Source organism: Mesorhizobium sp. M0159, assembly GCF_040322295.1.
GTDB lineage: Bacteria > Pseudomonadota > Alphaproteobacteria > Rhizobiales > Rhizobiaceae > Mesorhizobium.
In genome coordinates this window covers 62,530-79,247 of the sequence record NZ_JAMYTF010000023.1, presented here as the reverse complement: position 1 = coordinate 79,247, position 16,718 = coordinate 62,530, and the positions used below count along the sequence as shown (strand labels likewise).

The following is a 16,718-nucleotide window of genomic DNA, read 5'->3' as shown; positions in this document are numbered from 1 at the left end:
TTCAGTCCGCAAGCAGGATGATGTCGCCAGCATCGCACGATACCCCGACCACGTCGCCCGGCTGGACGGCCGATGCCGAGGGAACCTTGGCGATGAAATGCAGCGCCGGGTCGGTCGTGGAGGTCCCCAGCACACGCTTGAAGCTGCCCTGGAAGACGACGTCGCTGACCTTGGCCGTACCGAGCGCCACAGCACCGCCGGCAGCGCCGAGGACAAGATGCTCCGGCCGGACGGCCAGCGCAACGGTCGAGCCGGCCGGCAATGTGCCAGGCACGGAGAGCGACCCAAGCTTCGTGGTGACGATGATTTTGCCGCTCTTCGCCTTGGTCACCGTTCCCGATAACAGCGTGCTTTCGCCCATGAAGGTCGCGGAAAAGCGCGTCGCCGGCCGTGCATAGACGCGCTCGGGCGGTCCTTCGTCCTCGATGCGCCCGTCATTCATCACCACGCAATGGTCGGCCAGCGCCATCGCCTCTTCCTGGTCGTGGGTGACGTGGATGAAGGCGGTGCCGACGCGTTTCTGGATCGCCTTCAATTCATCCTGCATCTGCCGGCGCAATTTCAGGTCGAGCGCGCCGAGCGGCTCGTCGAGCAACAGCACCGCCGGCTCGACCACCAGGGCGCGCGCCAGCGCCACGCGCTGCCGCTGACCGCCCGAAAGCTGATGCGGCTTCTTGTCGAAGGCAGTGGCCAGCCCAACCAGCGCCAGCGCCTCGCGCGCCCTTGCTGCCCGGGTTGCGCCATCGACACCCTGCATGCGCAGACCGAAGCCGACATTGCTGCCGACGCTCATATGCGGGAACAGCGCATAGTCTTGGAACACGGTCGTCGTCGGCCGCTTCGCCGGTGGCACGGCCGTGCAGTCCTCGCCGCGGATCAGCACCTTGCCCTCGCTCGGCGTAACGAAGCCTCCGAGGATGGACAGAAGCGTCGTCTTGCCGGAGCCGGACGGCCCGAGCAGGATCGTGTAGCTGCCAGGCTCGATCGTCAGCGAGACATTCTTCAGCACGGTGTGCTGGCCGAAGCGATGCGAGACGGAGCTTATATCGACCAGTGGCGCACTCATGCCGGCTTCCTCCGCAACAGCATCAGCTCGAACAATACCACCAGTACGATGGAGACGGCGAAGACCAGCGAGCCGACGGCGTTGGTCTTGGGATTGAGGCCGGAGCGGAGCAGGTTCCAGATCTCGACCGGCAGCGTCGTGTCGAAGCGCGTCAACAGGAACGAGATGACGAACTCGTCCCAGGAGAAGGTCATCGACAGGAAGAAGCCGGCGAAGATGGCCGGCGCCATGACAGGCACGGTGATCAGCAGCAGCACCTTCCATTCGGGCGCGCCGAGGTCGCGCGCGGCGCGCTCGATGTTGATCTGGTGATCGCCCATCTGGCTGTAGACGATGGCAAAGCAGAGCGGCAGGTTGATCACGACATGGCCGATGCCTGCGGCAAGTAGAGACTTCGGTACGCCGGTCCAGTTGAACAGCACCAGCAGCCCCATGCCGATGATGAGATAGCTGACGGTCAAGGGCAAGGTGATCAGCCCGCGCATCAGGCCCGAGCCCGGCAAGGCGAAGCGCGCAAAACCCCAGGCGGAGAGAAAGCCCAACGTGACGGCGGCAGCCGAGGAGACGACCGCCACCAGCAGCGAATTGACCAGCGCCGAAGTCAGCCGCGTGTCGGCGAGCACGGCCTCGTACCAGCGCAGCGACGGCCCGGTGAAGGGCGGGATCGGAAACGACGTCGCCTGCAGCGAAAACAGCACCAGCACCACCACCGGCAGGAAGATGAAGCCATAGATGGCGATGGCATAAAGGCCGGAGACGAGGCGGATGAGCGCGCGCATGGTCAGGCCCGCTCGATCTTCAGCCAGCGGGAGCAGGCGAGGTAGGCGATGGTGACCACCGCCATCAGGATGATCGACAGCGCCGAGGCGAGCGGAAAGTCGCCGCGCCGGCCGATCTGCATCATGACGAGTTGCGGCATCAACAGCTCGTTGTTGCCGCCGAGGATCTGCGGCGTGATGTAGTCGCCGATGCATAGCACGAAGGTGAGGAAGGCGCCGACCATGATGCCAGGCAGCGTCAGCGGCAGAACGACATGCAGGAATGTGCGCATCGGCCCGGCGCCGAGGTCGGCGGCGGCCTTGCGGTAGCTGGGGCTGAGCTGCTTCAGATTGGCAAAGATCGTCAGCGTCAGCAGCATGACGAAGAAATGCACGAAGCCGGTGACCGTCGCTAGCCGCGTATTGGCGAGCTGCAGCGGTTCGCCGAACAGGCCGGAGCCGGTCAACGCGCGGTTAACGACGCCGTTTTGCGCCAGCACCAGCAGCCACGAATAGGAGCGCACGACATAGGAGGTCCAGAAGGGCAGCACCGCCAGCATCAGCGCCAGCCGCTGCCAGCGCTCCGGCACCTGCTCGGCCAGGATCCAGGCAAAGGGATAGGCGAGCAGCACCGAAATCACGGTGACGATCGCCGTGACCTGCAGCGAGTTCACCATCGCCTGCCAGTAGGACGGATTGGCAAAGAATTGGCTGTAGTTGGACAGCGTGAAGCCGCCGCCTTCATGCGCCGTCAGGCTGGATACCGCCATGGCGACGAAGGGCAGCACGAAGAACAGCAATGTCCAGCCGAGCGCCGGCGTGACCAGCGCCCAGGGCAGGGCACGCCCGCTGTTGACGGCGTTCACGACCGGCAGCCGGTTATTGCGCCTGCAGCATTTCGGTCCAGACGTCCTGCATCTTCTTGTCGAGATCGGCATTCGGCGCCGGATAGGACTGGGCGCGGGCGAGGAATTCCGGCTGCTCGTCGAAGCGCAGGATCTTCTTCTGCTCATCACTCAGCGCCGCCTTGCTGTTGGCCGGCATGCCCCAATAGCAGGACGAGGTGGCGAGCCGCGCCTGGCCTTCGGGGCTCATAATGTACTGGATGAATTTAAGCGCCAGCTCCTTGTTCTTGGAATCCTTGAACATTGCCAGCGACTGCGACCACAGCACGGCGCCTTCTTTCGGGATAGAGAAGTCGAGGGCAGGGTTTTCCTTGGCCAGCCCCGCCGTCACCCATTCGCCGCCGCCGACCAGAATGTCGACCTCGCCGGTCGCCAGCGCCGTCTGGCTGGCGGTCACTTCGCCGACCAGCTTGGCGTTGGCCTTCATTTTGAGCAGCTCTTCCTTGATGGCGGGAAGGTCGGCCTCGGTCAGTTCCGCAGTCTTCTTGCCGATCGCCAGTGCGGCCATGCCGATGACCGGCAGGTAATAATCGTAGATGGCGATCTTGCCCTTGTATTTGTCGCCGGTCAGCGCCGCCATCGACTGCATGTCGGCCGGGTCGACCTTGGTCTTGTTGTAGCCGATCGTGTTGTAGCCGAACTTTTCGGTGATGCCGTAACGCTTGCCGTCGACGACGGTGGAGCTATCCATCTTCACCTGCGGAAACAGGTCGGCCAGCGGCAGCTTGTCTTCCGGTAGCGGCTCGAACAGGCCTTTTTCGACGCCGCGCGGTACGTCGATGCTGTCGATCACCATCACGTCCCAGTCGCCCGGCTGTGATTGATCGACGATGGCTAGGCCGGCGCCGGTGCCCTCGAACTCCTTGACATTGACCTTGACGCCATTGGCCTCCTCGAAAGGCTGCAGCAGCGCCGGATCGGCGTGATCGCACCAGATCAGCGCGTTGAGGTCCTGCGCCTGAGCGAGGCTGCCCGTCGCCAGCAGCAGTGCTGCCGCGGCACAGGCGCCTTGGAGATGGCTCTTCAGAACGGAAAGCGGATTCCTGACGGTTGGATTGGGGGTCTTCAGCTTGGTGTACATCGAGTGTTCTCCCTTGCCTTTTTGGCTTGTAGGAAAAAATTGAACCAATTCTAAAATTGAGTCAATTCTGTTTTTGTGGCAAACAGCCGCTATGAGCGGATTGCGGGCAAGGCAGAAGGCGGATCGGCACCGCCGCATCATCGAGGCAGCGGCGGCGCTTTTCCGCGATGCCGGTTATGAAGGCGCCAAGATCGAGACCATCGCGGCGCAGGCCGAAGTCTCGGTCGGCACCATCTACAATTACTACCAGAACAAGGGCGACATCCTCGGCGCCATCGTCTCGATGGAGGTCAACGAGGTGCTGAATGCCGGGCGCGGCGTCGTCGCCAACCCGCCAGCCAATGTCGGCGACGCTCTCGATACGCTGCTCGGCATCTATATCGAGCACTCGCTGCATTATCTCAGCAAGGAGATGTGGCGGCAGGCGATGGCGATCTCGACGCAACTGCCCGACAGCCCGTTCGGCCAGGCCTATACCGCGCTAGACCGCGCCCTGACCGAGCAGATCCGCGCGCTGATCGTCCGCCTGCAGGCGCTCGGCCTGGTGCGCCGCGACATCGACGGGCCGGCGCTCGGCGAACTCATCTTCAACAACATGAACATGATGTTCATCGAATTCGTGAAGCGCGAGGAGGCGAGGATTGCCGAACTGCGCACGGCGATACGCAGGCAGAACAGGATATTGGTGGCGGCGATCGGAGTTTGAACGGAGGATCTCAAAACCGGAATTTTCGGTGTCTTAGACAGAATTCTCAAGAAGAATTTCCGCGCATGGCATCTACGAGTTTCTTTTCCCTCCCGGCTAGTTCGTTCGGTTATTGACTGACCTCGATAACTAGCCGCCACATCTGCAGAGCCATCCATCCTTCGTTTTCTTGAGTTCAGAACTTGCCAGCGGTTTCGGCCTGATGATGTAATCAACCTCCGATTTTTGTATGAGTGAAAAGCACATCGAGTATTTGTTTATGTACGCGAGCATAATCTCGCGCCCGGTTCGCCCGCGAACTAGGGAATACTCGCACACCCAGACGTCCTTGAACGCGGGCGGGTCGAAGGAAAATGTGCTCTTCAACTCATCCGCTTGCACTCTTTCGAGGAGCGTCGGCATCGGGTTCGCATAGCCGGCCGCGTTTGTGTACACTTCGAGTGCCGTAGGAGGTGGATCCCTTAGATACCAGTCCCAAAAATAAGCGCCAATGAATGAGACTACCGCGCCTACAAGAATGGCGCGGAAGTCCGCTCCATCCGCCCAGAACCAGCCCCACACGCGCCGCGCGTAGCGTTTGATTTTATGAATGTTCATTTGATCGGTAGGTATACCGACAAGGTGGCGGCATTTTTCCTGGCTTCGAGGAGGAAATCACCGGCTTCGGTTCTGCCACATGACACGTCCTTCCCATTGTAGAATTTGTCATCCTTCCAGAGCGTTTCAAATGAACATTTCTCTATCTCATTGGAATTATCTGCGATCGCCTTCATCCATTGTGCCCTTTCGTCCGCTCCCACATCCGGGCTCAGCAACGGAATCGCCAACGCTTCAATCGCGGAGGGGACGAATTTTCCCTGCACTATAGAAAACGCTTTGGCAGCGTCCGACGTATTTTTTAGTTCATCCCAAGTGTCGAAGACAGCTTTGAATTTTCCCATCGGCGCTATTGATACGAAGAACTTACATGTCTGCGTTGCTGGGTCCTTCAGCACATTAACAGCGAGCTGAGGATCGACATTAACTTCGGCCATCTGGCGTACTGCATCACAGGTATAGCGCACCTGTGCCTCCGCCTGATGGGAACTCAGCAGGATTCCCGAAGTGATGGCCAAACCAATTCTATTGATCGTCATTTCGCCCTATCCCCGCTACAACCGATTGGCACTTGTTACCCTACGATCATTTGCCGCTAAAAGACCATGGGTTCAAAACGACGCTCGACAGCCTGGGGTGTTAGGCGAAGGCCACTCCAAGCCCCCGCTGTTCTTCGATCCTGGGGTGCGCCGCCACATCCTTCAACATCATCGAGGCATATGAGCTTGGGCGGTGATTTACACGTGGTATGATCCGCATTCGAAGCCGCCCGCTACTCAAGATTTCATGGACGCGGTATTACTGGGTCGGGGTCACTCAATTTAGGGCAACAGACCGATGGCGAAGCTTCCAAGCGCGATTGAAATTTATCTGACGGAAATGCAACGGCCTAAGCTGCTGTTCTCAAAATTCCTGCAGCCGGGGGGCAGATGTCCCCACTGTTCGATACCCAATCCTGGATATGCGGAATGGTGGACGAGTGGCGGCTTGGTTCCAAGGGCAACCCCTGGTTTCACCGCAAAATGGGGTACCTATTTTTGTACAGCCTGCGGCGGAGGGGTACTGGCAAAAGGTGTTTGGGGTGATGCTAAAGATAATGCAGAAATTGCGTCATTGATCCCAACGGCACGGTCTGTTCATGACGATGTGCCTGAGCCCGTGCGAACCTTTCTTCAACAGGCTATAGATACTCAGCACGCACCCGACGCAGCGGCCGTCATGGCAGGCTCGGCTGTGGACTCCATGTTGAAAGTCTTAGGCTACGAAGACGGCAGCGTGTATGCGCGCATTAACAAGGCCGTCGAAGAACACAAAATTACGGAAAGTATGGGGGAATGGGCACACGCGGTGCGGCTGGAGGCCAATAACCCGAGGCATGCCGACAAAGCTAAACCTCACGTATCCTCTGCTGAGGCGGCACAGTCTGTGGAATTTGCGGAAGCCCTCGCATTTTTCTTGTTTGTGCTCACGGAAAGAATAAAGCGCGGGAAAACAGCGGCCGAGGAAGCATCGTTGCCGAGTTGAAAACCTGCTGGTACGCCGCGACATTGACGGGCCGGCGCTCGGCGAACTCATCTTCAACAACATGAACATGATGTTCATCGAGTTCGTGAAGCGCGAGGAGGCGAGGATTGCCGAACTGCGCACGGCGATACGCAGGCAGAACAGGATATTGGTGGCGGCGATCGGAGTGTGAGAAGATCAAAGGCGAGTAGGGCCTGGAACACAAATCGCCGCAGCCGGAGCATCGCCTAACGGTTGATCAGCCATAGAATCGCCGAGAGCACGATGCTGACCAGTATCCCCGTGGTGATAGGGACATAAAGCCTGAAGTTCTCACGCTCGATCACGATATCGCCGGGCAGCCTGCCAAGGCCGGTCCGAGCCAACCAAGGCCACAGCAGGCCTATGGCAACTATGCTGAGACCAACGACGATCAGAGTTCGCGACATGGCAGCATCCTGCCGATAAAAATGCCGGGCGCCTGGTATGGACCCGGATCACCCAGCCGTTAGGCCTGCTCGAGCGAGGATTTCAGGAGCCGGCATGACATGCCCGTGCGGCTTGCAGTAGACGGGGTCGATCGCGTGATAGCCAAGCAGATGGCCGAGTGGCGCCAGGATCCCCAGCGCCACTCGCTGAATCGCAGGTGGCGGGTGCGTGAAGACGATCACGTCGGCAAATTCTCTGGCGATGACTGCTGCCTGAAGCGGCGAAGGTCTACCTTTTCTGTCTACCTTGCCGGCATTGGCCAGGCCGAAGAGCATGCCGATCAGCAGCTCGAAACGGTTCGGGTCGACATTGTCCGCACCTGGCGCCCGGTCGACTTCGACCAGGACATGCGCTTCTTCGGTTTTGCTGCTGTTCCACCAATCATGTGCGACGCCTGCTTCGACCGTGGCGGATTGGCCAGGCCCCAGGGACAAAGTGCTCCCGGCGATGCAAGCGTCGAGACGGCCACGGAGGACGGTAAACCGTTCCGTCAGATTCGGGTGGAAGTGCTCGCCCACCACTGCGGCTCCCGGCCGGGCGGTCAGATGAGCGATGCCAGGTCGCTGGCCGCGGTCTTCGGTACCACGCAGGATGACCGCATATTCGCCGGTCACCTTGTTCTCGTAGACATCTCCACAGCGTGACATGGATCGGCTCCGGAGTTTCAGAGCACCACTGCCCGGCAACTCTATCGTCAAAGACTTGGTCGTTCAACGACGCTCCAACGGGCGATTGCGGAAACACCAGTTGCCGGCTCTTCGTCAACGCGGGCGATCAGCGCTCTACCGAACATGCTTAGGCGGCCGCGCTCGCGGAAACGGCACGACCGTCAGTGGCGCCTTGCGGAATTCCGCGATGGCTATTTCTTCAATCAGCGCGTCGAGGGCCTCGTTGACGCGTCGGCTCGTTTCATCCGCGCCGCAGAGGCGGTTTTGTGCGCACTCCAAAAGCTCGCGCGCCGCGGCGAAATCACTTCGCATGACAACACCCTTTGGTTTTTGGCCCGCCGCACCGACATTGTCGGCGCGCTTAATTGAGCGAGTGCTAATATACACAGGAGCAATTTAATCGAATGGTACGAGATGGCCGAGGCCGGGAGAGAGGGCCGAAATGACGGCTCTGCAACCGCGAAGTCACGCCCGGGCTCAGCGTCTCTAGATATGAGATGCTAACTCGTTGTCTGGCGACAGATTTTGCCAGCAATTTCACGGAAGTTTCTGGTGACCCGACGAGGACGGTCCCGACACGTACGCCCCTAATACGATCTTGGGCGGCTTATATATTCTCTGGCGGCGGCAATCTGGCGCCGGTGCTCGCGGAGGAAGGCTGCGCCGAAACAAATGGCGAAGGCCAGTACTGAAAGGCTTGTCGTTGCTCTTGATGTTGGATCGGGATCGGGACTTAGCAGGAAACGGAAACCGAACGCGAAGGCGAAGACGATAAATCCGCCAAATATGCCGTTGATGAAGGGGGCGGTCGTGCGTTTCTGCTCCAACGAAGACTCCTAGGTTTTCCGCTAGGGAACTATGGTTTCCGCTAGGGAATATATGCGTTGAAGCTGATGTGCTACCGATCCTGACGGCCCCGGCCTGTGGATATCGGGGATGAGCAGATATCAAGCGCCCCGGAGGTCTCAAGAAGCCCGTACTGGTGCCCCCGGACGGAATCGAACCGCCGACCTTCGGTTTACAAAACCGCTGCTCTACCAGCTGAGCTACAAGGGCACGGCGCTCCGGTTACCATATCTGCTGCGCCAGTAAAGACAAAACTCCGTTTTCCGATGCCGCGAACGCGGCGGTTCTGCCGCCAAGGCGTCCTGAAAACGGCCAATTCGCTTCCTATATTGATCGAAGGTGCAATTGCATCAGCGAGGCAGTCGCATGATCAGGTTTGTCATCATTCTCCCGCTCGTCGTCGTGGCCTGGGTTCTCCTGGTGAAGCTCATCAAGGACCTGAAGCACGCCAATATCGACTGGACCGGCGTCACCACCATCATCGGCTTCATCGCGCTCGCCTTCTGGCTTCGCCATATCACCGGCATGGGCTGAGGCCTGCCGGTTGTTCCGGTGAACTGTCGACGGCGCGACCGTTCGTGGTCGCGCATCAGACCGCGCGATTTCTCCCGCCGAGAAAAAATCCAAAAAGACCTTCGAACCTTTTTCCTTGTCGCGACGACTGACGGTCAAGAGGCGGTTGGATCGCCTCCCACAACAAGGAGATCGTCATGTTCAAGCGCACCATCGTTTCCGGCCTCGTCGCCACCACCGTCGCCACCGCCATGCTGGTTGGTACGGTTCAGCCTTCGGCCGCCCATCACAAGCACAAGCACCTCGGCATCGGCATTGCTGCAGGTGTCGGCGGCTTCCTGCTCGGCAGCGCGCTCGCCCAGCCGCGCACCGTCTATATCGAGGAAGACGGCGGCTCCTGGCACGTCCGGCGCTGCCTCAATCGCTACCAGAGCTACGACCCGTACTCGGACACCTATGTCGGCTACGACGGCTATCGTCATCGCTGCCGGCTTTGAGAGCCACTACTGCCAATTTTGAGAGGAGGTGACCGTTTCAGGCAACCGGAAGAAGGGGCACCCCACTGCCCCTTTTTCTGCGTGTCTGAATGGCAGGGCAGAGGGGTTGTTCCTCCGACCTCTTAGGACCTGGGTTCCTCGCCCGCCGCGAAGCGGGGGAGAGGTGGCCGCCCACGGGTCTTGCCTTCGGCAAGCCCGAGGACAGGCTCCGCGGCCGGAGAGGGGGCCTTCGTAGGGCGCGGTTCCCTCTCCGTCGCGGCTTCGCCGCGCCACCTCTCCCCACTTCCGTGGGGCGAGGAACCCAAGCTGGAATAAAGCCGCGCTCCGTCAGCCTCTCTGTCCTGTCGAACATCGCCCACTTAAGGCGAGATCGGATGCCGCTTCAGCATTCGCCAACACTCTTGCCGATGTACAGGGATTTCCCGACAGCCTAATCTACTGCCGAGCCGAAACAGGGGAGAGGGCGCTTGGGCGAGCAAGATCCGAACGAAGAGCCGATCGAGACAATTTTCCGCAACGGCACAATCACCACCGTCGGCATCCTGCTGGCGTTCTCGCTGGGCTTCATCACGCATTGGGCCGCCAACCCGATACCATGGGAAATCTATCACCTGGCCGCCGTCGTGCCGATTTTGATCGGCATTGCCCTGCAGATACGAGCGCTGCGGTTGCTGCTCGACATAACGTCTCTACAACGGCGCGTTTATGAACGCGCCAATCGTATCTTCATTGCCGGCCTCATCTTCACCGCCTGCGGAGTTGGGCTGGCGATGCTGCTTGATTTCTACGACCTATCGACCAAGAGCGCGGTGCCCGGGGGCTAGCTCTGGCCATCCTGGCAGATGTCGCACCATTCGGCGCTGGTCAGCGCTGCCATGCGCTCGGCTCGCTGCCAAGGCCGGGAGGGGTCGGCAGGCCGCCGATCATCCTCGTCACCTCCGCCGCCGCATCGTGCACCAGCGGGCCGATCTCGGCCAGCCGTTCCGGCGTGACCCGTACTGTCGGCCCGGAGACCGAAACGCCGCCGATCGGCTCGCCGAATTCATTGAAGATGGCGGCGGCAACGCAGCGCATGCCCGGATGCCGCTCCTCGTCGTCTACCGACCAGCCGCGCAGCTTGATCGTCACCAGGTCGCGGGCGAGCGCCGAGATGTCGGACAGCGTGTTTTCGGTGAAGCGCTCCAGCCCGGCCCGGCGCAGGATGGTGGCGACGCGTTCCGGCTCGAGATGCGCCAGCACCGCCTTGCCGATGCCCGAGGCATGGAAGGAGCTGCGCGTGCCCGGCCGGAAGAAGGCGCGGATCGCCTGGTGCGTCTCGACCTGACTGACGAAGACGACGCAATCGTCCTCGGCGACGCCGAGATTGGCGGTCTCGCCGGTCTTCTCCATCAGTTCCTGCATGACGATACGGGCGCGGTCGACCAGCTTGCGGCGGCGCAGGAACGCCGCGCCCATGCGATAGGTCTCGACGCCGATCGACCACAGCTGGTCGGTGCCGTCGAACTCGACCATGCCGTGGTTCTCCAGCGTCGTCAGCATGCGGTAGGCGGTGGATGCCGGCAGACCGGAACTGGCGGCGATCTCGCTCAGCGACAGGCCACTGCCATCGGCGACGATTGCCAGGATCCGCAGCGCCCGGTCCAGCGACTGCACCGAGGCGGCCTCGGACGGCCCGTTGAAGGCGCGCGGCCGGCCGCGCTGGCGTTTTTCGGTGGTTTCCATCGGGCCATTCTTCCCCTGTTCGCCCAAACAGGCAATGAAAAAGTTTTCCAGTGATTTACGAAGCGAATTCATGGAAAACAAAAAGGCCAATAAATTCAACCAATAAGAGCTGTTTTCTAGAAATGGAAAAATATTCTGAAAAAATTGAAAAATCATTGGTGCGCTGGCATCATGGGCTATCAACAATTCCGTGGAGGCTGACATGGCCAGGATGCGCGCAGTCGACGCAGCGGTTCTCGTTCTCGAAAAGGAAGGCATCTCCTGTGCCTTCGGCGTGCCGGGTGCTGCGATCAACCCGCTCTATTCGGCACTGAAGGCGAGGGGCAGTATCCGCCATATCCTTGCGCGTCACGTAGAGGCGGCCTCGCATATGGCCGAAGGGTTTACCCGCGCCAGATCGGGCAATATCGGTCTGTGCATCGGCACTTCGGGTCCCGCCGGCACCGACATGATCACCGGCCTCTATTCGGCCGCTGCCGATTCAATTCCCATCCTCTGCATCACCGGGCAGGCGCCGCGCGCGCGTCTCAACAAGGAGGATTTTCAGGCCGTCGACATTGCGGCGATCGCCGCACCCGTCGCCAAATGGGCTGTTACCGTCATGGAACCCTATCTGGTGCCGATGGCGCTGCAGAAAGCGTTCCATCTGATGCGCTCGTCGCGGCCGGGGCCGGTGCTGATCGATTTGCCTGTCGATGTGCAACTGGCCGAGATCGAGTTCGATATAGATGCCTATGAGCCGCTGGTGCCGTTCAAGCCGGCAATGTCGCGCGCTCAGGCCGAGAAGGCGTTGACGATGCTGAACGCGGCGGAAAAGCCTGTCATCGTCGCCGGCGGCGGCATCATCAACGCCGATGCGTCCGATCTGCTGATCGAGTTCGCCGAGGTCACCGGCGTGCCTGTCATTCCGACGCTGATGGGCTGGGGTGCGATCCCCGACGACCACCGCCTGATGGCCGGCATGTGCGGGCTGCAGACCTCGCACCGCTATGGCAATGCCACGATGCTCGAAGCCGATTTCGTTTTCGGCATCGGCAACCGCTGGGCCAACCGCCACACCGGTTCGATCGACGTCTACACCAAGGGTAAGAAATTCATCCACGTCGATATCGAGCCGACGCAGATCGGCCGCGTCTTCGCGCCGGACCTCGGCGTCGTCTCGGACGCCGGTGCGGCGCTGAAAATGCTGCTCGACGTCGCCACCGAGTGGAGAACGGCCGGAAAATTGCGCGACTGGTCGGGCTGGGCCGGCGAATGCCGGCAGCGCAAGAAGACAATGAAGCGCAAGACCCATTTCGACCAGGTCCCGCTGAAGCCGCAGCGCGTCTACGAGGAGATGAACAAGGCGTTCGGCCGCGACATCACCTATGTCACCACGATCGGCCTGTCGCAGATCGCCGGGGCGCAGTTCCTGCACGTCTACAAGCCACGCAACTGGATCAATTGCGGCCAGGCCGGCCCGCTCGGCTGGACGCTGCCGGCAGCGCTCGGTGTTCGCGCCGCCGATCCGGACCGCACCATCGTGGCGCTGTCCGGCGACTATGATTTCCAGTTCATGATCGAGGAACTGGCGGCCGGCGCACAGCACAGATTGCCCTACATCCATGTCGTCGTGAACAATGCCTATCTCGGCCTGATCCGCCAGGCGCAGCGCGGCTTTTCGATGGACTTCGAAGTCAGCCTGGCCTTCGAGAACGTCAACCGGAAAGACGAGCCTGAGGCGGGCTACGGCGTCGACCACGTCGCCGTTGCCGAGGCGATGGGCTGCAAGGCGGTCCGGGTGCGCCGGCCGGGGGAATTCGCCGGTGCCTTCGAAGAGGCAAAGCGCCTGATGAACGAGCACCAGGTTCCGGTGGTGCTCGAATTCATCCTCGAGCGCGTCACCAACGTTTCGATGGGTACCGAAATCGACAAGATCACCGAATTCGAGGAGCTAGCCGAACATCACGAAGATGCCCCCACGGCGATCGTCATGCTCGATTAAGCCGCATATGAGGAACTACTGCCATGCCACGGTTTTCAGCCAATCTTTCGATGCTCTTTGGCGAGCATGACTTCCTCGACCGCTTCGATGCCGCCGCCCGCGCCGGCTTCAAGGGCGTCGAGTATATCGGCCCCTATGACCATGCGCCGGATGTCGTCGCGGCCAGGTTGAAGAAGAACGGGCTGACGCAGGTCCTGTTCAACCTGCCTGCCGGCGACTGGGCCAAGGGCGAGCGCGGCATCGCGATCCTGCCCGACCGCATCCCGGAGTTCCGGCAGGGCATTGCCAAGGTCGTCACCTATGCCCATGCGCTCGGCTGCGAGCAGGTCAACTGCCTCGCCGGCATCGCGCCGCAAGGCGTCGATCGCTCCGTGCTGGAAGACGTCTTCGCCGAAAATCTGGCTTTCGCGGCCGAAAAGCTGGAGCAGGCCGGCATCAGGCTGCTGATCGAGCCGATCAACACCCGCGACATTCCGGGCTTCTTCCTGAATTACTCGGACCAGGCTCTGGCCCTGATCGACCGCGTCGGATCGAAGAACCTGTTCCTGCAATACGACATCTATCACATGCAGATCATGGAGGGGGATCTCGCCCGTACCATAGAGGCAAACCTCAACCGCATCGCGCATATCCAGCTTGCGGACAATCCCGGCCGTCATGAGCCGGGGACGGGCGAGATCAATTTTCCTTTTCTGTACAACCACATCGACCGCATCGGCTATGCCGGCTGGGTCGGCGCGGAGTATAAGCCGAAGGCGGGGACGGAAGCCGGGCTTGGCTGGTTTCGGGACGCGGCCGGGCAGGGGAGTGCGGCGGCGTAGACGCTACGTATCGCACGTCGCGTTCCTGCGCGCCCCCCTCTGGCCTGCCCTCTTTGCCAAAACTTGGCATCTCCCCCACAAGGAGGGAGATTGGATGTCACCGCCGCTTTCGCCAATTTTCGAGGTCGGGAACGTTTAAGGGCCGGCGCGGGAACTGCCGATCTCCCCACTCGTGGGGGAGATGGCCGGCAGGCCAGAGGGGGGCGCGCAGGAACGCCCCCTTAACAAGAAACGGAGAAAGACATGGACACCATCGGCTTCATCGGTCTCGGCATCATGGGCGCGCCGATGGCGGGGCATCTGCTAGACGCCGGTTATCAGGTCGTCGCCAGCGACCACCGCTCGAAGCCGCCGGCCGATCTCGTCGCCAAGGGCCTGAAGACAGTCACCGGCCATGATGCCGTCGCGCGTGCCGCCGACATCGTCATCACCATGGTTCCGGATACGCCGCAGGTCGCCGACGTGCTGTTCGCTGAGAACGGCGTCGCGTCCGGGCTGACAAGAGGCAAGCTGGTCATCGACATGAGCTCGATCTCGCCGATCGAGACCAAGGAATTCGCAAAAAAGATCAACGATGTCGGCTGCGACTATCTCGACGCGCCGGTGTCGGGCGGCGAGGTCGGCGCCAAGGCGGCTTCGCTGACCATCATGGTCGGCGGTGAGGAAAAAGCCTTCGAACGCGCTAGGCCCATCTTCGAGAAGCTTGGCAAGAACATCACTCTGGTCGGACCGAACGGCGTCGGCCAGACCACCAAGGTCGCCAACCAGATCGTCGTCGCGCTGACCATTGAGGCCGTCGCCGAAGCGCTTGTTTTTGCATCGAAAGCCGGCGCCGACCCGGCCAAGGTCAGGCAGGCGCTGATGGGCGGGCTCGCAAACTCGCGCATCCTGGAAGTGCATGGCGAGCGCATGATCAAGCGCACTTTCGCGCCCGGCTTCCGCATCGAACTCCACCAGAAGGACCTGAATCTCGCCCTTGAAGGCGCGAAAGCGCTCGGCGTCGCCCTGCCCAACACTTCAACGACGCAGCAATTGTTCAACTCGTGCGCGGCGAATGGCGGGTCAAAGGAGGATCATTCGGCGCTGGTCAAGGCGCTGGAGCGAATGGCGGGATGTGAAGTGGGTGAATAGTGAATAGTGAATAGTGAATAGTGGGTCGGTAATCAGTAGCAGATGGGTGAGTCGTTGGTAGTGAATTGGTCACGACTTACGTACACTCTCACCATTCACCATTCACCATTCACCATTCACCATTCACTCTCTCAAAAACTTCCTCGCCGCATAAAGCGCCACCGCCGCGGCATTCGACACGTTGAGCGAGCGGATGGCGCCGGGCATGTCGAGCCGGGCCAGCGTCGTCACCGTCTCGCGCGTTTTCTGGCGCAGGCCTTTGCCCTCGGCGCCAAGTACCAACGCGATCTTTTCTCCGGCAAAGCTCGTTTCGAGCTCCGCCGGCCCGTCTGAATCCAGGCCGATCGTCTGGAATCCGGCCTCGTGCAGCTGCTCCAGCGCATGGGCGAGGTTCTTCACCTCGATCTGATCGATGTGTTCGAGCGCGCCGGAAGCCGACTTTGCCAGCACGCCGGATTCCTGCGGGCTGTGGCGCGCCGTGGTGATCAGTGCGCCGGCGCCGAAGGCGACCGCCGAGCGCAGGATCGCGCCGACATTGTGCGGATCGGTGATCTGGTCGAGCACCAGCACCAGCCTGGTGTCGCCGAGCGCATCGAGGCGTTTCGGTTTCAGCGGCTCGGCCTCGATCACCACGCCCTGGTGCACGGCATCCGAGCCGGTGACCTTGTCGATGTCCCTGGGTTCGACCAACTCCGCCTTGAAGGGCAAAGCGCCAAGATCGGCGATTGCCAGCCGCTCGGCAGCGTTGCGCGTCACCAGCATCTTCTTGATTTTTCGGCGCGGATTGTCGAGTGCGGCCCGCACCGTGTGCAGCCCGTAGAGCCGCACCAGCCCATCCGCCGGGTTCTCGCCGGGCGGCACCGGCTGGCGTGGCCTGAATGCAGGCGCGCCACCGCTCTTCTCGTCGCGATGCGCGCGGCGCAGCTTGGCGTAGTGGGTGTCTTTAGGGGTCTTCGATTTGTTGTCGTTGCTCATGGCCGGCTTCTATAGCCGTGTCGTCCGGCCATGGATACAGCTGCATAAGCTGCTTGTCGGGCGAGGCGTGAGATTCAGCGCTTTTTGCCGGACTGTTGCGGTTGACAGTTTTGGGCGCTGCCGCCATAAGGCGCTTCGCGGAAGGGCTGCTCAGGCAGCCGCGACGCGTCGATGCCTCGTTGCATGGCTCCGGCGGCAGACTGGAGAGGTGCCCGAGTGGTTAAAGGGGACGGACTGTAAATCCGTTGGCTATGCCTACGTTGGTTCAAATCCAACCCTCTCCACCACTGCCGGCCCGGAAGCCCTGAAACGCAGAGCGAGCGTCGGAGCGGATCCGATGCTTGACTGAAAGGCGCGGGTATAGCTCAGTGGTAGAGCAGCAGCCTTCCAAGCTGAATATGCGGGTTCGATTCCCGCTACCCGCTCCAGTCATCTATTTGAAATCATTGATGAAAT

The 16,718-nt window shown here is 61.0% G+C and carries 20 protein-coding genes and 3 tRNA genes; 10 read left to right on the top strand and 13 right to left on the bottom strand.

Features of this window, described 5'->3' with window-relative positions:
- Position 1 precedes the first annotated feature (1 nt).
- From NKJ32_RS21470 to NKJ32_RS21455, 4 genes are read right to left on the bottom strand one after another with little or no spacing between them, the layout of a single operon-like run.
- Positions 2-1,066 (bottom strand): ABC transporter ATP-binding protein, encoded by a 1,065-nt coding sequence (locus NKJ32_RS21470; protein ID WP_352593836.1) that lies wholly within the window; start codon positions 1,064-1,066, stop codon positions 2-4.
- Positions 1,063-1,845, bottom strand: coding sequence for an ABC transporter permease (locus NKJ32_RS21465; RefSeq protein ID WP_352593837.1), 783 nt, complete (start codon positions 1,843-1,845; stop codon positions 1,063-1,065). The genes NKJ32_RS21470 and NKJ32_RS21465 overlap by 4 nt, the downstream gene beginning before the upstream one ends.
- 2 nt (positions 1,846-1,847) lie before the next feature.
- Positions 1,848-2,690: an ABC transporter permease gene (locus tag NKJ32_RS21460; protein ID WP_352593838.1), complete on the bottom strand. Its 843-nt coding sequence runs from the start codon at positions 2,688-2,690 to the stop codon at positions 1,848-1,850.
- A gap of 13 nt (positions 2,691-2,703) precedes the next feature.
- Positions 2,704-3,810: a polyamine ABC transporter substrate-binding protein gene (locus NKJ32_RS21455; RefSeq protein WP_352593839.1), complete on the bottom strand. Its 1,107-nt coding sequence runs from the start codon at positions 3,808-3,810 to the stop codon at positions 2,704-2,706.
- Positions 3,811-3,901: 91 nt separating this feature from the next.
- Between NKJ32_RS21455 and NKJ32_RS21450 the strand changes: the two genes are divergently transcribed.
- Positions 3,902-4,516: a TetR/AcrR family transcriptional regulator gene (locus NKJ32_RS21450; RefSeq protein ID WP_023679909.1), complete on the top strand. Its 615-nt coding sequence runs from the start codon at positions 3,902-3,904 to the stop codon at positions 4,514-4,516.
- Positions 4,517-4,645: 129 nt separating this feature from the next.
- On the opposite strand, the gene NKJ32_RS21445 is transcribed toward NKJ32_RS21450, so the two are convergent.
- Complete coding sequence (locus NKJ32_RS21445; protein ID WP_352593840.1) at positions 4,646-5,113, bottom strand: hypothetical protein; 468 nt, start codon at positions 5,111-5,113, stop codon at positions 4,646-4,648.
- Entirely contained in the window at positions 5,110-5,652 is a 543-nt protein-coding gene (locus tag NKJ32_RS21440; RefSeq protein ID WP_352593841.1) for a hypothetical protein, read from the bottom strand. The genes NKJ32_RS21445 and NKJ32_RS21440 overlap by 4 nt, the downstream gene beginning before the upstream one ends.
- A 298-nt stretch (positions 5,653-5,950) precedes the next feature.
- Between NKJ32_RS21440 and NKJ32_RS21435 the strand changes: the two genes are divergently transcribed.
- On the top strand, positions 5,951-6,637 hold the full coding sequence (locus NKJ32_RS21435) for a DUF4145 domain-containing protein (protein ID WP_352593842.1): 687 nt from the start codon (positions 5,951-5,953) through the stop codon (positions 6,635-6,637).
- 227 nt (positions 6,638-6,864) lie between these two features.
- On the opposite strand, the gene NKJ32_RS21430 is transcribed toward NKJ32_RS21435, so the two are convergent.
- From NKJ32_RS21430 to NKJ32_RS21410, 5 genes are all read right to left on the bottom strand, one after another.
- Positions 6,865-7,065 (bottom strand): DUF2905 domain-containing protein, encoded by a 201-nt coding sequence (locus NKJ32_RS21430; RefSeq protein WP_023679908.1) that lies wholly within the window; start codon positions 7,063-7,065, stop codon positions 6,865-6,867.
- A gap of 48 nt (positions 7,066-7,113) precedes the next feature.
- On the bottom strand, positions 7,114-7,752 hold the full coding sequence (locus NKJ32_RS21425; RefSeq protein WP_352828875.1) for a cupin domain-containing protein: 639 nt from the start codon (positions 7,750-7,752) through the stop codon (positions 7,114-7,116).
- Between the two features lie 135 nt (positions 7,753-7,887).
- Complete coding sequence (locus NKJ32_RS21420; RefSeq protein ID WP_084641813.1) at positions 7,888-8,085, bottom strand: hypothetical protein; 198 nt, start codon at positions 8,083-8,085, stop codon at positions 7,888-7,890.
- A gap of 275 nt (positions 8,086-8,360) precedes the next feature.
- Entirely contained in the window at positions 8,361-8,600 is a 240-nt protein-coding gene (locus tag NKJ32_RS21415; RefSeq protein WP_156937488.1) for a hypothetical protein, read from the bottom strand.
- Between the two features lie 153 nt (positions 8,601-8,753).
- A tRNA-Thr gene (locus NKJ32_RS21410) sits at positions 8,754-8,829 on the bottom strand.
- A gap of 156 nt (positions 8,830-8,985) precedes the next feature.
- Here NKJ32_RS21410 and NKJ32_RS21405 point away from each other — a divergent pair.
- The 3 genes from NKJ32_RS21405 to NKJ32_RS21395 all read left to right on the top strand — a co-directional run bounded on the left by NKJ32_RS21405 (position 8,986) and on the right by NKJ32_RS21395 (position 10,453).
- Positions 8,986-9,153, top strand: coding sequence for a hypothetical protein (locus tag NKJ32_RS21405; RefSeq protein ID WP_352451069.1), 168 nt, complete (start codon positions 8,986-8,988; stop codon positions 9,151-9,153).
- A gap of 176 nt (positions 9,154-9,329) precedes the next feature.
- Positions 9,330-9,629 carry a BA14K family protein gene (locus NKJ32_RS21400; protein ID WP_352623238.1) on the top strand — a complete coding sequence of 100 codons (300 nt, stop codon included), beginning with the start codon at positions 9,330-9,332 and terminating at the stop codon, positions 9,627-9,629.
- Between the two features lie 467 nt (positions 9,630-10,096).
- Complete coding sequence (locus NKJ32_RS21395; RefSeq protein WP_023680424.1) at positions 10,097-10,453, top strand: hypothetical protein; 357 nt, start codon at positions 10,097-10,099, stop codon at positions 10,451-10,453.
- Between the two features lie 40 nt (positions 10,454-10,493).
- Here the strand turns inward: NKJ32_RS21395 and bhcR are convergent, their stop codons facing one another.
- On the bottom strand, positions 10,494-11,351 hold the full coding sequence (gene bhcR / locus NKJ32_RS21390; protein WP_352622158.1) for an HTH-type transcriptional regulator BhcR: 858 nt from the start codon (positions 11,349-11,351) through the stop codon (positions 10,494-10,496).
- A 202-nt stretch (positions 11,352-11,553) separates the two neighbouring features.
- On the opposite strand from bhcR, the gene gcl reads away from it, so the two are divergent.
- The 3 genes from gcl to NKJ32_RS21375 all read left to right on the top strand — a co-directional run bounded on the left by gcl (position 11,554) and on the right by NKJ32_RS21375 (position 15,287).
- Positions 11,554-13,335 (top strand): glyoxylate carboligase, encoded by a 1,782-nt coding sequence (gene gcl, locus NKJ32_RS21385; RefSeq protein WP_352570927.1) that lies wholly within the window; start codon positions 11,554-11,556, stop codon positions 13,333-13,335.
- A 23-nt stretch (positions 13,336-13,358) separates the two neighbouring features.
- Positions 13,359-14,156, top strand: a complete 798-nt coding sequence (gene hyi, locus NKJ32_RS21380) for a hydroxypyruvate isomerase (RefSeq protein WP_352828873.1) — start codon at positions 13,359-13,361, stop codon at positions 14,154-14,156.
- 243 nt (positions 14,157-14,399) lie between these two features.
- Positions 14,400-15,287, top strand: coding sequence for a 2-hydroxy-3-oxopropionate reductase (locus NKJ32_RS21375; protein ID WP_352828871.1), 888 nt, complete (start codon positions 14,400-14,402; stop codon positions 15,285-15,287).
- 123 nt (positions 15,288-15,410) lie between these two features.
- Here the strand turns inward: NKJ32_RS21375 and NKJ32_RS21370 are convergent, their stop codons facing one another.
- A complete protein-coding gene (locus NKJ32_RS21370) occupies positions 15,411-16,262 on the bottom strand; it encodes a TrmH family RNA methyltransferase (RefSeq protein ID WP_023680429.1) in 852 nt (283 codons plus the stop codon).
- A 202-nt stretch (positions 16,263-16,464) separates the two neighbouring features.
- Between NKJ32_RS21370 and NKJ32_RS21365 the strand changes: the two genes are divergently transcribed.
- Positions 16,465-16,549: transfer RNA gene (locus tag NKJ32_RS21365), tRNA-Tyr, on the top strand.
- A gap of 67 nt (positions 16,550-16,616) precedes the next feature.
- A tRNA-Gly gene (locus NKJ32_RS21360) sits at positions 16,617-16,690 on the top strand.
- Positions 16,691-16,718 lie beyond the last annotated feature (28 nt).